The 14,028-nt window shown below is 65.4% G+C and carries 13 protein-coding genes; 2 read left to right on the top strand and 11 right to left on the bottom strand.

Annotation, left to right across the window (positions count from 1 at the left end):
• Positions 1-165: 165 nt before the first annotated feature.
• From ligA to J2X44_RS04910, 6 genes are all read right to left on the bottom strand, one after another.
• Positions 166-2,313, bottom strand: a complete 2,148-nt coding sequence (gene ligA, locus J2X44_RS04935) for an NAD-dependent DNA ligase LigA (RefSeq protein WP_310088289.1) — start codon at positions 2,311-2,313, stop codon at positions 166-168.
• Between the two features lies 1 nt (position 2,314).
• Positions 2,315-3,004 (bottom strand): GNAT family N-acetyltransferase, encoded by a 690-nt coding sequence (locus J2X44_RS04930; protein WP_310088288.1) that lies wholly within the window; start codon positions 3,002-3,004, stop codon positions 2,315-2,317.
• Positions 3,004-4,674: a DNA repair protein RecN gene (recN, locus tag J2X44_RS04925; RefSeq protein ID WP_310088287.1), complete on the bottom strand. Its 1,671-nt coding sequence runs from the start codon at positions 4,672-4,674 to the stop codon at positions 3,004-3,006. The genes J2X44_RS04930 and recN overlap by 1 nt, the downstream gene beginning before the upstream one ends.
• Before the next feature lie 146 nt (positions 4,675-4,820).
• Positions 4,821-5,612, bottom strand: a complete 792-nt coding sequence (locus tag J2X44_RS04920; RefSeq protein WP_310088286.1) for an outer membrane protein assembly factor BamD — start codon at positions 5,610-5,612, stop codon at positions 4,821-4,823.
• A 104-nt stretch (positions 5,613-5,716) separates the two neighbouring features.
• The gene (locus tag J2X44_RS04915; protein ID WP_310088285.1) at positions 5,717-5,983 is read right to left on the bottom strand and encodes a GIY-YIG nuclease family protein; all 267 of its coding nucleotides are present in this window, start codon (positions 5,981-5,983) and stop codon (positions 5,717-5,719) included.
• Between the two features lie 90 nt (positions 5,984-6,073).
• Positions 6,074-6,802: a peptidylprolyl isomerase gene (locus J2X44_RS04910; protein ID WP_310088284.1), complete on the bottom strand. Its 729-nt coding sequence runs from the start codon at positions 6,800-6,802 to the stop codon at positions 6,074-6,076.
• Between the two features lie 118 nt (positions 6,803-6,920).
• On the opposite strand from J2X44_RS04910, the gene J2X44_RS04905 reads away from it, so the two are divergent.
• Both J2X44_RS04905 and J2X44_RS04900 read left to right on the top strand, forming a co-directional pair.
• Entirely contained in the window at positions 6,921-7,496 is a 576-nt protein-coding gene (locus J2X44_RS04905) for a phosphoribosyltransferase family protein (RefSeq protein ID WP_310088283.1), read from the top strand.
• Positions 7,489-8,514 (top strand): adenosine deaminase, encoded by a 1,026-nt coding sequence (locus tag J2X44_RS04900; RefSeq protein WP_310088282.1) that lies wholly within the window; start codon positions 7,489-7,491, stop codon positions 8,512-8,514. The genes J2X44_RS04905 and J2X44_RS04900 overlap by 8 nt, the downstream gene beginning before the upstream one ends.
• 378 nt (positions 8,515-8,892) lie before the next feature.
• On the opposite strand, the gene J2X44_RS04895 is transcribed toward J2X44_RS04900, so the two are convergent.
• From J2X44_RS04895 to J2X44_RS04875, 5 genes are all read right to left on the bottom strand, one after another.
• Entirely contained in the window at positions 8,893-9,933 is a 1,041-nt protein-coding gene (locus J2X44_RS04895; RefSeq protein ID WP_310088281.1) for a rod shape-determining protein, read from the bottom strand.
• A 223-nt stretch (positions 9,934-10,156) separates the two neighbouring features.
• Positions 10,157-10,633 carry a hypothetical protein gene (locus J2X44_RS04890; RefSeq protein ID WP_310088280.1) on the bottom strand — a complete coding sequence of 159 codons (477 nt, stop codon included), beginning with the start codon at positions 10,631-10,633 and terminating at the stop codon, positions 10,157-10,159.
• A gap of 93 nt (positions 10,634-10,726) precedes the next feature.
• The gene (locus J2X44_RS04885) at positions 10,727-11,101 is read right to left on the bottom strand and encodes a reverse transcriptase-like protein (protein ID WP_310088279.1); all 375 of its coding nucleotides are present in this window, start codon (positions 11,099-11,101) and stop codon (positions 10,727-10,729) included.
• Between the two features lie 17 nt (positions 11,102-11,118).
• The gene (locus tag J2X44_RS04880; protein ID WP_310088278.1) at positions 11,119-13,212 is read right to left on the bottom strand and encodes a TonB-dependent receptor plug domain-containing protein; all 2,094 of its coding nucleotides are present in this window, start codon (positions 13,210-13,212) and stop codon (positions 11,119-11,121) included.
• A complete protein-coding gene (locus tag J2X44_RS04875) occupies positions 13,209-13,943 on the bottom strand; it encodes a hypothetical protein (RefSeq protein ID WP_310088277.1) in 735 nt (244 codons plus the stop codon). Before J2X44_RS04875 ends, J2X44_RS04880 begins: the two co-directional genes overlap by 4 nt.
• Positions 13,944-14,028: the final 85 nt, after the last annotated feature.

The following is a 14,028-nucleotide window of genomic DNA, read 5'->3' as shown; positions in this document are numbered from 1 at the left end:
CGCGAGGCCAGTTCGTTCTGAGACAGGATGCGGTTTCTCCGCGAGCAACCTCGACCGTTGCGTGGAAGCGAATTAGAAGAGCAGCTTTTCCACATCCCACGACACTAATACAGCCCGATCATGACGCCCACTTACGCATCATTGGGCCGTTAACCTTGTAGCGGGTCAGGGTAAGGTTGTCCGAGGGCCCGCCGCCGCGACAATCGCCGCCCACTCAACCTCATCGATCACGCGTATCCCCAGCGCCGACGCCTGCTTCAGCTTCGACCCCGCGCCCGGCCCGGCGACTACCAGATCGGTCTTCGCGCTCACCGATCCCGCTGCCTTGGCGCCCAGCGCCTCCGCCTGCGCCTTCGCTTCGTCGCGGCTCATCGTCTCCAGCTTGCCGGTGAACACTACCGTCATCCCCGACACCTCGCTCGCGCGCGTTTCGACCACGAACGGCGGCGGCGACACCTCGGACAGCAGGTCGTCCCACAGGTCGCGGTTATGCGGTTCGTGGAAAAAATCGCCGAGCGCCTCGGCGACCGCCGGACCGATGCCGTCGGCGCGGACGTCCAGGATCGCCTTGATCGCCTCCATCTTGCGCGCCGCATATTTGCCGTCGGACTCGCCCTCGACGCGCGGATTTGCTTCGACATAAGCGTTGATCTCGGCCGCTTTGGCGGGCAGCAACGTGATGTCGCCGATACCCTTCAGCAAGTCGCGCGCGGTCACCGCGCCGATATGGCGGATGCCCAGCCCGAACAACAGCCGCGCCGCGTCAGGCTGCCGTTTTGCCTCGATCGCCGCAAACAGATTGTCGACCGACTTTTCCTTCCACCCCTCGCGCCCCAGCAATTCGTCGCGGTGCCGGTGCAGCCGGAAAATATCCGCCGGACCTTTGTCGAGCCAGCCAAGCTCCAGAAATTCGGCGATGCTCTTTTCGCCCAGCCCCTCGATGTCGAGCGCGCCGCGGCTCACAAAATGGCGGAGGCGCTCGAACTTCTGCGCGGCGCAGATCAGCCCGCCGGTGCAGCGGACATCGACCTCGCCCTCCTCGGCGACGGCCTCGCTGCCGCACACCGGGCAATGGTCGGGAAACACATAGGCGGCGCTTGCCTCATCGCGGGTCAGATTCTCGACCACCTGCGGGATCACATCGCCCGCGCGCTGCACGACCACCCGGTCGCCGGGGCGCACGCCCAGCCGCCCGATCTCGTCGCGGTTGTGCAGCGTCACATTCGACACCACGACTCCGCCGACGGTCACCGGGGTTAACCGCCCGACCGGGGTCAGCTTGCCGGTGCGACCGACCTGGATGTCGATCGCCTCCAGCGTCGTCTGCGCCCGTTCGGCAGGGAATTTATGCGCGATCGCCCAGCGCGGCGCCTTGGCGACGAACCCCAGCCGCGTCTGCCAGTCGAGCCGGTCGACTTTATAGACGACGCCGTCGATGTCATAGGGCAGCTCGGCGCGCCGTGCCTCGATATTGCGGTAATGCGCCAGCACGTCAGCCACGCTGTCGAAGCGGCCGAGCAGCGGCGAGACCGGCACTCCCCAACTTTCGATCAGGCGCATCATGTCATATTGCGTCGCCACAGGAACGTCGCTGACCTCGCCCCAGCCATGCGCCAGAAAGCGCAGCGGCCGCGCCGCGGTGATGCTCGCGTCCTTCTGGCGCAGCGACCCCGCCGCGGCGTTGCGCGGGTTGGCAAAGACCTTTGCGTCGGCCTTTTGCTGCGCAGCATTCAGCGCAGCAAAATCTGCCTTGGCCATATAGATTTCGCCGCGGATCTCGAAGATGTCGGGCACGTCACCCGCGAGCGTTTCCGGGATGTCCGCGATCGTCCGCACGTTGGGCGTCACATCTTCGCCGACGCTGCCGTCGCCGCGCGTCGCTGCTTGCACCAGCACGCCGCGTTCATAGCGCAGCGAACAGGACAGGCCGTCGATCTTGTCCTCGGCGGTCAGCACGACCGCGGCGTCCTCGGCCAGGTTCAGGAACCGCCGCACCCGCGCGACAAACTCGGCAACGTCGTCGTCAGCAAACGCATTGTCCAGGCTCATCATCCGCTGGGAATGCGCAACCTTCGCCAGCGGCGATGCCTCGACCGCGGCGCCGACTTGGCGGTTCGGACTGTCGGCGCGGACCAGATGCGGAAAAGCCTCCTCCAGCGCATTGTTGCGCCGCACCAGCGCGTCATAATCCGCGTCGCTTATCTCCGGACTGTCGTCGGCATGATACAACCGGTTGTGACGCGCGATCGCCTTCGCCAGCCGCATCAATTCATTGGCGGCCTCGGCTTCGGAGAGGGCGGTCGGGTCGGTCATGTCAATCTTTCGCAATCACCAGCACATGCACCTTGCGCCGGATGCGAAAGCCCAGCGATTCATACAGCGCGATCGCCCCCGCATTGTCGGCATAGCTGTGCAGAAACGGCTGCTCGCCACGCGCCATCATGCCGCGCATGACATGGCCGATCAGCGTCCGTGCATAGCCGCGCCCGCGGCAATCGGCCCAGGTCGACACCCCGCTGACCTCGGCCATCCCGGGCATCAACATACGCTGTCCGCCCATCGCCAACAGGCGACCGTCCTGATCGCGAATGCCGTAAAAAGTCCCGTAGAGATGCGTCTGCGGCCCCCATGGACCGGGCTTGGCGTGGTCGGCAAGCGCTGCCATGTCGGGTGCGTCGGCTTCACCCAGCGCCACGATCGCTGGCTCATCCACGCGCGGCGCCGGCGGCGGACCGTCCGCCACCATCTGGGTCAGCACGGCGCGCTTCACTTCGCGCGCGCCTGTCGGGACCGGCCAGGGATCGCCCTCGACAATCCACAATTCCTCGCCGTCGGGGATCAGCGCCGCGAGCGCTGCCTGCGCCTCGACACCAGTATCCGCAGCCACCCCGAACACGCCATAACCCCGGTCGATCCGCAGCGCCCGCGCATCGCCCTCGGCCAGATGCGCCTGGCGTCCGGTGAGCATATTCCAGATCGGCCGGTCGAGCGGATGCGCCGCCATCACCCGGCCACCTCGAGCAGTCTTTCCGCCTGCGCCCGCGCCTCGGCGGTCACCTCGGCGCCCGACAACATCCGCGCGATTTCTTCGCGGCGACCCGCTTCGTCGAGCGCATGCACACTGGTGCGGGTGACCACCCCCTCGCTCGACTTGGCGATGACGAAATGCGCCGCGCCCTTGGCCGCGACCTGCGGGCTGTGGGTCACCGCCAGCAATTGTTTGCCCCGTCCGGCCAATCTTGCCAACCGGTCGCCGATCGCGCTCGCCACCGCGCCGCCGACGCCGCGGTCGATTTCGTCGAAGATGATCGTGTCGGCCCCGCCCTCTTCGGCCAGCGCAACCTTCAGCGCGAGGATGAAGCGCGACAATTCGCCGCCCGATGCGATCTTGGCCAGCGGCGCAAACGGTGCGCCGGGGTTGGTCGAGATCAGAAATTCGACGCGGTCCATACCCTCCGGGCCCCACCGCTCGGCGGGCAGGCGCTCGACCAGCGTCTGGAACCGCGCCGCGTCGAGCTTCAACGGCACCAGTTCGCCCGCGACCGCCGCGTCAAGCCGCACCGCCGCCTTGGCGCGCACGTCGGACAGCGCGCTCGCGGCATGGGTATAAGCGGCGGCGGTTTCGGCGACCGCCGCCTCCAGCTTGGCCAGTCCGGCGCTGCCGCCCTCGATCGCGTCGAGCCGCGCCGCCAGCGTTCCGGTCAGCTCGGTCAATTCGTCCGGCTGACACCCATGTTTGCGCGCCATCGCGCGCAGTTCGAAAAGCCGGGTTTCGGTCGCGTCCAGCCGCTCCGGATCATACTCCATCGCGCGCGCCGCCTCGCGCAGCCGCGTTTCGGCCTCGTCGGCCTCGATGATCGCGCGGTCGAGCCCGGCCAGCGCCTCGGCAAGCAGCGGGTGATCGCCTGCCAGCCGGTCGAGCCGCCGCGCCGCACCGCGCAGCAGCGCCGGGCCGCTGTCGCTGCCTTCGAACGCCTCCAGGATCGCCCCCAGATCGCCGGCGATCTTTTCGCCCTTCTGCATTGCCGCGCGCGCTTCGGACAGTTCGGCATCCTCGCCCGGTTGCGGGCTGAGCGCCTGCAATTCGGCGACGCAATGTGCCAGCCATTCGCGGTCACGCGTCGCCTCGTCGAGCGCGCTTTTCGCTGCCGCCAGCTTCGCCTCGGCGCCGCGCCACGCGATATGCGCTGCCGCCACCGCCCCGGTGTCGGCGCGCGCAAAGGCGTCGAGCAGGGCGCGATGTCCCGCGGGCGCCAGCAGCCCGCGATCATCATGCTGGCCGTGGATTTCGACCAGATGCCCGCCAACCTCACGCAGCAGCGCCGCCGAACAAGGCTGGTCATTCAGAAATGCACGGCTGCCGCCATCGGCCTTGAGCGTCCGGCGGACGAGCAACGGCTCGCCGGGTTCGAGGGCGATTTCGTTACCGGCGAGCAACGCGGCGAGCGCCGTCCCCGCGACGGGGGCAAGAAAACTCGCGGTCACCTGCGCCTGTCCGCTGCCCTGCCGCACCAGTGCGCTGTCGGCGCGCGCGCCAAGCGCCAGGCCCAAAGCATCGAGCAGGATCGACTTGCCCGCCCCGGTCTCGCCCGTCAGCACCCCCAGCCCGGCCGCGAAATCGAGGTCGAGCCGTTCGATCAGAACGATATTGGCGATGGACAAAGCGGTTAGCACGAGCCGTCCTTACCGCAGAACAAAGCACGAATCTATTCGGGAGTAGCACGTCGCCCCCGCGAAGGCGGGGGCCGCTAGAGGCCCAATCCGGCATCGTCGAGTAAACCGACAACGGCCCCCGCCTTCGCGGGCGCGACGGTTGACGTTCAAGCCGACGGCGCGTTCTTCTGCATCAGCTTGTAGGCGCGCTCATACCATTCATTGCCCGGATAGTTGGCGCCCAGCACCGCCGCCGATTTTTTCGCCTCGGCCGGGACGCCCAGCGCCAGATAGGATTCGGTCAGACGGTACAGCGCCTCGGGCGCGTGGCTGGTGGTCTGATATTTGTCGACGACTTCGCGAAAGCGGATCGATGCCGCCAGCCAGTTCGAGCTGCGCTGGTAAAAGCGGCCGATTTCCATTTCCTTGCCCGCCAGATGGTCCTGCACCAGGTCGATCTTGAGCCGCGCGTCGGCGGCATAACGGCTGTCGGGATAGCGGCGGATCACCTCGCCCAGCGCGTTCGACGCCTGCTGGGTAATCTTTTGGTCGCGGGTGACGTCGCTGATCTGCTCATAATAGGACAGGCCGATCAGATAATAGGCGTAGGGCGCGTCCTTGTTGCCCGGATGGATCGCCAGGAACCGCTGCGCCGCCTCGATCGCCGGGGTATATTCGCGGTCCATATAATAGCTGAAGCTGCTCATCAGCTGCGCCCGGCGCGCCCAGGGCGAATAGGGATGCTGGCGCTCGACCTCATCGAACAAAGCCGCCGCGATGCCGTACTGGCCGCGGTCGAGCCGGTCCTGCGCGGCGCGATACAGCGTGTTGACGTCGCGCGCGACATAGCGCGTGTCCTTCTTCACCCCGGCACCGGCACAGGCCGCCAACAAAGGGGTCACAACAAGAGCGGCAGCGAGCAGGCGCACGGCGGCGCGCGAAGGGGTGCGGTGAGTCATGCGCGCGGTATAGCCACAGCGCCGATGAACGCAAAATAAATGATGGGGTTCCGCGTCCAACTTCCAGCCTCTACGTCACCCCGCGAAGGCGGGGGTCCCGCTTGTCAGGCGTTGAGCATATCGAACAGATCCAGCCAATCGGGATTCTGATCTTCGATCAACCGGATTTTCCAATCGCGGTTCCACTTTTTCATCGCCTTTTCGCGAGCGATGGCAGCAACAATGTCATCGTGATGCTCGGCATAGACAAGACGGAATAGGCCATACCGCTTGCAGAAGTCCGCCCCCTCACCGGTTCGATGCTGCACAATTCTCGCTGCCAGATAGGCCGTCACACCAATGTACATCGCCCCACGGTAACGGTCGGCCATGATACAAACCCAACCGCCCTTCCTCATGGCTTGGGTGCTTTGAGCGGGACCCCCGCCTTCGCGGGGGTGACGGGCAGAGAGACAATCAGTTTACGGCGCCTTCACCACGCACCCCTTTGGCGCTCCCGCCACCGCCGGAACGCGGCGAGCGGTCTTGATCGTCACTTGCGGCTCCAGCATCTGGCCCTTCATCACCCCATCGCCCGCCGTCGGCGAGATCGGAGCGTTAAAGATGCGATCGGCGACATCGGCGCCGGTGACGATTTCGCCGAACACCGCAAAGCCCACCCCGTCGCTGCCCGGCGCGTCGCTGTCGAAGCCCTTGATCTCCGACAACAGCAGGAAAAAATCGGTCGTCGCGTCACCGGGGTTCAGCCGCGCCATCGACAGCGCGCCTTTGCAATTGGTCAACCCGCTGGTCTTGGTCGGCTCGTGCGCGATCGGCGGAAAATTCTTGCGCGCGTCGCCGCGATTACCGGCCTGGATCAGCTGGTTCGCCGGCCCCCAGCTTTTGGTCGAACGATAGAATTTGAATCCGTCCATCCGCTTGGTGTCGACATAGCGCAGGAAATTGGCGCTGGTCACCGGTGCCCGCTTGTTTTCGACCCGCACCACGATGGTGCCCAGGTCGGTGACCAGTGCGACATAGGGGCGCGTATCGGGCGCATCGACCGGCACCGGGACTGGCACGGGGACCGGCAAAGCCGGCGGCGGCGGCGGCGGCGCCATCATCGGCTGGACGACCGGGCGCGGCGGCGGGGGAACGACAGTCGGCGCGGTTTGCGCCGCAGCAGCGAGCGTGAGGATGAAGGTCAGCATGACCTTGCTTATGATCCGATCAGCAGCACCGCGAAAGCCGGAATTTGCGTCTATGCATTGCCCGAGATCGAGTTCAGCCCACCTTGCGATCCCACCCCCACCCGATTACGCCTCCCCCATGACCACCGACAAAATCTTTATCAGCGCCAACGACCTCCTCGCCGATTCGCTGCGGCTGGGGATGCAGGTGATCGACAGCGGGTTCAAACCCACCCACCTCGTCGGCATCTGGCGCGGCGGCGCGCCGGTCGGGATCGCGGTGCAGGAATTGCTCGATTATCACGGCCAGCATTGCGACCATATTGCGATCCGCACCTCCTCCTACCACGGCATCGACCGCCAGGATCCCGAGGTAAAGGTGTTCGCGCTGGGCTATCTGATCGACACGCTCGACCCCGACGACCGGCTGCTGATCATCGACGATGTGTTCGACAGCGGACGCAGCATCCGCGCCTTCATCGCCGAACTGAAAGCACGCTGCCGCCACAATTTGCCGCGCGACATCCGCATCGCGACCGTGTGGTTCAAACCCGGGCGCAACGTCACCGACCTGCGCCCCGATTTTTTCGTCCACGAAACCGACCAGTGGCTGATCTTTCCGCACGAGATCGACGGACTGACGATCGAGGAGATCCGCCAACACAAGCCCGAGGCGGCGATCATCCTGCGCGAGGACGGCAACCGCGATGCATGATGGTTTCACCTCGGCCGGCGATCGCGCCGCCTTCATCGCCGCGCTGCCCAAGGCCGAATTGCACCTCCATATCGAGGGCTCGCTCGAACCCGAACTGATGTTCGCCCTCGCGCAGCGCAATAATGTCGCGATTCCCTTCGCCAGCGTCGAAGAAGTGCGCGCGGCCTATGCGTTTTCGAACCTCCAGGATTTCCTCGACATCTATTATCAGGGGATGGGCGTCCTGATCACCGAACAGGATTTTTTCGACCTCACGGCCGCCTATCTGGCCCGCGCCCACGCCGATGCGGTGCGTCACGTCGAAATCTTCTTCGACCCGCAGGGGCACACCGCACGCGGCGTCGCGTTCGGCACTGCCATCACCGGCATCACCCGCGCGCTGGACGATGCCCGCGAACGCCATGGCATGACGTCGAAACTCATCATGTGTTTCCTCCGCCATCTCGACGAAGCCGATGCCGAAGCCACGCTCGACGAAGCCCTGCCCTTCCTCGATCGCATCGACGGCGTCGGCCTCGACAGCTCCGAAGTCGGCCACCCGCCGTCGAAATTCGCCCGCGTCTTCGCCCGCGCGCGTGGCCTTGGCCTCAAAATCGTCGCCCACGCCGGCGAAGAAGGTCCGCCCGAATATGTGCACGAGGCGCTCGACCTGCTGAACGTCGATCGCATCGACCATGGCAACCGTAGCCTCGAAGACCCCGCACTGGTTCGGCGCCTCGCCGCCGAGGGCATCACGCTGACCGTCTGCCCGCTGTCGAACCTCAAACTCTGCGTCGTAAACGACATCGCCGATCACCCGCTGAAAACGATGCTGGACGCCGGATTGCGCGCGACGGTGAACAGCGACGATCCCAGCTATTTCGGCGGCTATGTCAACGCAAACTATCTTGCGGTCGCCGACGCGCTCGACTTGTCGCGCGCCGACTTGGTCACGCTCGCCCGTAACAGCTTCAACGGGTCGTTTTTGGACGACGCCACCAAGGCAAAACATCTTGCGACGATCGACGCCTACGCCTGAAGATGGACGATCCGCTAGCGACCAGTTGCGAACGTTCGCCGTTTTTTCACTTCGTCATTCCCGCGAAAGCGGGAACCCAGGGCGTGCGTCGCTGATCCCACTCTGGGTTCCCGCTTTCGCGGGAATGACGAGCGTGAGGAATATCCGCTCCCCACCCCAAAGCCGACATCGCCCTCAATTGGGCCTTTCCTACATTATCCGACTGTGCCAGCCTTCATCCGGCTCTTTCATGTGGTGGATCAACCGGTCGCTTGCGGGCAGCCAAGGCGACGCGCGCCGGGCACGTCCCGAGCGCAAACCCAAATCGCGGCGCGCATAAGGCTGACCTTTACTGAACTTTGGACCATCACGCGGCCCGCGCGTTCACCCAACCGCGCCTCAAGCCGCGATCAGCACTCCATGGTACGACCGATCCTCGAACGCCAACCCCGCGCCCATCGCCACGCAGATCAGCGCATTCTCCGCCACCCGCACCGACAATCCCGTCGCCTCGGCGATCGCGACGTCCATCCGGCGCAGCAACGCGCCGCCGCCGGTCAGGGTGATGCCTTCATCGATGATGTCGGCGGACAATTCGGGCGGCGTCTGTTCCAGCGCGGCGCGCACCGCGGCGACGATCTGGCCGACCGGTTCGGCCAGGGCTTCGGCGATCTCGGCCTCGGTCACCTGCACCTCCGCCGGGCGACCGTTGACCAGGTCGCGGCCCTTGACCGCGATGGTCATGCCCTCGCCCTCGGGCGCCACCGCACAGCCGATCGCCAGTTTCACCCGCTCGGCGGTCATTTCGCCGATCATCAGATTATGTTTGCGGCGGATGTAGGAGGAGATCATGTCGTCCATCTTGTCGCCGCCGACGCGCACCGAATTGCTGTACGCGATGCCGCCCAGCGACAGGATCGCGACCTCGGTCGTGCCGCCGCCGATGTCGACGACCATCGCGCCCAGCGGCGCGGTAACGTCCAGTCCGGCGCCGATCGCGGCGGCCAGCGATTCCTCGATCAGCTGCACCGAAACCGCGCCCGCATTCGATGCGGCGTCGCGAATCGCGCGGCGTTCGACCATCGTCGATCCCGACGGGACGCAGATCACGACATTGCTCCGTTGGCGCAGGCGGCTTGGCCCGCCCAGCGCCTTGTCGATGAAATGCTTTATCATCTGTTCGGCGACGTCGATGTCGGCGATCACGCCGTCGCGCAACGGGCGGATCGCCTGGATGTTGCTCGGCGTTTTGCCCATCATCAGCTTCGCTTCATTGCCGACGACCTTCACGCGCCGCACCCCGTCGCGCGTTTCCAGCGCGACGACCGATGGCTCATTCAAGACGATACCCTTGTCACGCACATAAACGACGGTGTTCACGGTCCCCAGATCGATGGCCATGTCATGCGCGGCCGAACCGAACCGATTAAAGAATTTCATATGCGCCGAACGCCCCTGGTCATGCGGATGGAGAATCGGGGACGCGCGCGATCACGCCCGCAACACCCGTGGATTTCGGCTTGTGACGATGGTTAAATCGCGTCAACGGCGCTGGCGCAGACCGTTGGTTTATCAGGGTCGGTCGAGCCGAAAGCGCCATTCGCCGTCGCCGCGCCACAGCTCGTCGCTCGAACCTGCCACCGCCGAACCGTCGATCCGAACCCTAACCGCACGTCGGCACGATGAACTTCAGCCCCTGTAATTTGACGATCCGGTCGTCGACGCACAGCGGCGCCGCGATCAGGCGCATCCACCGCGACGGCGCGGTCACCGGTTTGATTTCGACGTCGAGGGTAAAGCCCCGGCGGTGCCGGATCGCATAGGCGCGCAGCTTTTCCATCGCCGCGCGCGATCCGTCTTCATACAGCGCGACGGTTTCGGCGCGCGTCACCGCGGCGCCGCGCGGCAACCCGAAAATATCATAGACTTCACCCGACCAGCGCAGCCGGTTGTTGTCGGTAAGGTCGCACTCCCACCAGCCCGGCTGCCCCGGTGCCGCGCTCCGGCGCGCGGCTAGGTCAGCCATATCGGCAACCGCATCCAGCGTGTCGGGGCCGTGCAGCTGCCCCAGCTCGAAATAACGTTCGCGCTCGTACAGCGGCCAACTATGGTGAACGGGCAAAGGATGGGTCGGCTTCAACGCACCAGTCTTTCGTTATTTTGCATCGCGATACCGGCGCCCCCTACCATGGGCTAGTATATATTTACGACCGAAGCGGCAATTTTATTGCCGTCAGCGGCGCGTCAGGGCAATTCCGGCCAGATTCTGGGTGCGCTTGATATGGCGGACCCGCGGCGGCGGGCCGTCGCCGACCAGCGCGCGAAAGGCCGCCAGATGCGCCGCCGCTCCGCCGCGCGCCGCGACCGCGCCATTCGCCTGCGCCACCACCGCCGCCGCATCGCCGAGCAGCAAGAAGTCCTTCATGCCACGTGCCTGCGCCAGCCGCAGCGCCGCGATCAGCGCCAGCCACTCGGCGTCCATGCTGCTGCCCGTCCCGGCATCGCGGTCGATTTCGGCGACCCCGCCGACGACCACGGCAATCTCCATCACGCCGGGATTGGGGCGGCACCCGCCATCGAAATAGATTTTGGTGCGGCGGGCGGTCATCCGCCCCCCTTAGCCGATCAGAACTTGCCGCGTACCGAAAAGGAGAAAATCGGCCCGATCAACCGATCGCGCGCTTCGACAAACGCAATCGGGCTCTCCCCGCGCAGCCCGGTGTAGACGATCCGGTCGCGCTTCGACCGCGCATTGGCGATGTTGCGGATCGACGCGCTGACCGTCAACCCCATCACATTTTTATGCTCGACGAACACATTGGCGAACACCGGCCCTTCCCACAGCTTGTCGACCTGGCTGCGGCGGTAGCTTGGTTGGTAATGGCCGTAATTGGCGCCTGCGCCCCATGCCCAATCGCTGCCCGGAATATCGTGACGCACACTTGCCTCGATCACTTTGTCGGTAAAGCCGCTCCACTGGCGCTTCTCGCCGGTGAACGGGTCGCGCAGCGATGATTTCTGCAGCAGCACCCTGGTTTCGACCTTCATGCCCTTGATCCCGGCGGGGTCGAGGTTGATCGTCGCGGTCCAATCGATCGCCCCCGCCTTCGCCTTGGCGATATTGCCCACCGCTTCGCCCGTCGCGCCGACCGGGACGACGTCGACACGGTCCTCGACGTCGCGATAGATCAGCACGAGCTTGGTCGAACCCCAAGCGCCGAATTTCTTGTTGATCTCGGCCTCATAGGTCCAGTCCTGCTGCGGACGCAGGTCGTTGTTGCTCTCGTTCTGGTTGCCGTCGTTCAGGAACGCCCGCGCCAGAAAATCGTAGAAGGACAGTTGCAGCACCCGGCGCCGCAGTTTTACGGAGACGTCGAAATCGGCGGTCGGCGTCCACGCCAGCGAGATCGATCCTTTGGGGCGAAAAAAGGTGCGGGTCAGGCCGTTCATCCCGGTCTGGGTGATCGTCGAATGTTCGGCGCCTGCGATGATCTGGAAATTCAGCTTGTCGGTCAGCTTGCGGCCAAAGCTCAGCAATCCTTCATAGCGATCCTCGCTGACCCCGCCGGTGCCGCCGGCAAACGGCTGCGCGACGAACACCCCCGACGGATCGAGCACCGCAATCGACGCGACATTGTCCAACGTGTTGAACGCTGCCTCGCCCGACAATTGCCAGTCGCCGCCCAGCATCTTCCATTGATATTCGCCGCGTCCGATCGTCTCGCCCAGGTCGCCCGTCTGCGCGAACCGGTCGCCGATCGGGGTCCCGCCCTCGGGCGTCGTCACAATCTCCTGCACATAGGGCTCGTGACTGAATCGACGCAGCCCGATCAGCTTCAGCTTGCCCGGCCCGACCCCGAACTGAACATCGCCGCTGACTTCGTAGTTCCAGCTGTCGGCATTTTCATACACGGTGCGGGTCCGGTCGGGCAGCCCGGGTCCGACCCGCACCCCATCCTCATAATAACGATCATATTTGCGCTGATAATGGCCGCCGACATTGGCCACCGTGTCGCCCGCCGGATCCCAGGTGATCCGCCCCGACAGCTTCGGCGTGTCATAGTGGGTGTTCCAGACGTCGTCGCGCCGCTCGATGATATTGCCCGTGCCATCGCTGATCAGCGTCGGCCCACCGGCGCCGCTGCGCGCCGATTCATCGTTATTAAGGGCGGCCTCATATTCGACATCGCCCGACCGCCCGCGCACCGACACGTCGGCGCGAGTGAACAGCGGGTCGGTATAATGGGCGCGAAATTCGGGGCGCCACGAAAACTGCCCCGAAAAGGCATCGGCGCGATAGACGATATTGGCGACCTGCCCCGACAATCCCGGAATATCCAGCGTTGCGCCATCGACGATCTCGATCCGCTCGACATTGCCCGCCGGGATGCGCGACAGCTGGGTGTACATATCGTCGCCCTTGTTCGACGGCCGCTCGCCGTTGAACAAGACGTTGCCGGTCGCCTGTCCCAGCCCGCGCAGATTCTCGTTATCGCGGATCGAAAAGCCGGGAACCTGGTTCAGCATGTCATAGGCGTTTTTGGGTGCGTAGCGTGTGAAGTCTGCGGGGGTATAGACCTGCCGCGCCGCGCTGTTCGCGCTGGGGGGAACCTCGGCGGCCGCAGGCGGCGGCGTATCGCCGCTCGCCGGCACCTCCTGGCCCAGTGCGGGCATCGACAGCGCCGCGGCAAGCGCGATCAGGCTGACCGGGCGCATCATTGTTCCGACCCCCGTGCCGCGCGATTCATCGCCGCCGCATAGTCGCCGGTCACCCCCAGCGCCTTCATGCTCACGACATCGTCGGCGCTCAGCTTGCGATACCCCGCCGCCGCGAGCCCGCGGACATAGGCACCATCGACTCCCAGCGCCTTGCACGCGATTGCATCGTCGATGTCGGTCAACACCATCGCCTCGGACTTGAGGTCACCGACATAGGCGCCGGTCACGTCCAGCGCCGCCGCCGCGATCAGATCATGGGCGCTCTGGGGCTTTACCCCCTCGGCGATCAGTCCGTCGGCCAATCCGATCGTCGCATCGACCAACAGCATCGCGAACAGATCGCTGCGCTGCGCGGGCTCCAGGCCGCGCGTCGCCAGCGCCGCCTCGAATTCGGGGTCAGAGGTAAAGCGGCAGCGCCCCTCTCCCTCAAACGCGCGCGCCAGCTGGCCGGTGCAGGCCAGCGTCCCGGCACCATGCACGACGGTGAAAGACATCGGTCCACTGGCGCCCCGCAGCGCCGCGAGTACCGGCGCCAGCTCGCGCCGCGCGCCGTCCAGCGACACATCGTTGTTCGACCCTTGGCGGCTTACGCGCAAATGGGGTTTGCTTTTGCCAGGCTGCGCCTTCCATGCGATGTCGCTCATCACCAGCGGGTCGGCGGCGGTGCTCGGCGCGGCGCAGGCAACTATGGCCAGCAGCGCGGCCGTCGCGGCGATCAGGGGGGTTTTCATGCGGACACTCCTTTGGCCAGCGCCGGACGAGCGTCATCGCTCGCCCCCGCAGCGGCGTTTCAAAACAACAGTTCGATCAACGATG

The organism is Sphingopyxis sp. BE259 (genome assembly GCF_031457495.1).
Taxonomy (GTDB): domain Bacteria; phylum Pseudomonadota; class Alphaproteobacteria; order Sphingomonadales; family Sphingomonadaceae; genus Sphingopyxis.
Note: the sequence above shows the minus strand (reverse complement) of the source record. Positions and strands in the feature narration are given on the sequence as shown.

What these genes read in the sequence shown, in the direction of transcription:
- J2X44_RS04910 (WP_310088284.1), bottom strand. Translation starts at nt 6,802, where the DNA reads ATGCTGACCTTCATCCTCACGCTCGCTGCTGCGGCGCAAACCGCGCCG.
- J2X44_RS04880 (WP_310088278.1), bottom strand. Translation starts at nt 13,212, where the DNA reads ATGATGCGCCCGGTCAGCCTGATCGCGCTTGCCGCGGCGCTGTCGATG.
- J2X44_RS04875 (WP_310088277.1), bottom strand. Translation starts at nt 13,943, where the DNA reads ATGAAAACCCCCCTGATCGCCGCGACGGCCGCGCTGCTGGCCATAGTT.
- J2X44_RS04900 (WP_310088282.1), top strand. Translation starts at nt 7,489, where the DNA reads ATGCATGATGGTTTCACCTCGGCCGGCGATCGCGCCGCCTTCATCGCC.
- J2X44_RS04905 (WP_310088283.1), top strand. Translation starts at nt 6,921, where the DNA reads ATGACCACCGACAAAATCTTTATCAGCGCCAACGACCTCCTCGCCGAT.
- ligA (WP_310088289.1), bottom strand. Translation starts at nt 2,313, where the DNA reads ATGACCGACCCGACCGCCCTCTCCGAAGCCGAGGCCGCCAATGAATTG.
- J2X44_RS04895 (WP_310088281.1), bottom strand. Translation starts at nt 9,933, where the DNA reads ATGAAATTCTTTAATCGGTTCGGTTCGGCCGCGCATGACATGGCCATC.
- J2X44_RS04930 (WP_310088288.1), bottom strand. Translation starts at nt 3,004, where the DNA reads ATGGCGGCGCATCCGCTCGACCGGCCGATCTGGAATATGCTCACCGGA.
- J2X44_RS04885 (WP_310088279.1), bottom strand. Translation starts at nt 11,101, where the DNA reads ATGACCGCCCGCCGCACCAAAATCTATTTCGATGGCGGGTGCCGCCCC.
- J2X44_RS04920 (WP_310088286.1), bottom strand. Translation starts at nt 5,612, where the DNA reads ATGACTCACCGCACCCCTTCGCGCGCCGCCGTGCGCCTGCTCGCTGCC.
- J2X44_RS04915 (WP_310088285.1), bottom strand. Translation starts at nt 5,983, where the DNA reads ATGGCCGACCGTTACCGTGGGGCGATGTACATTGGTGTGACGGCCTAT.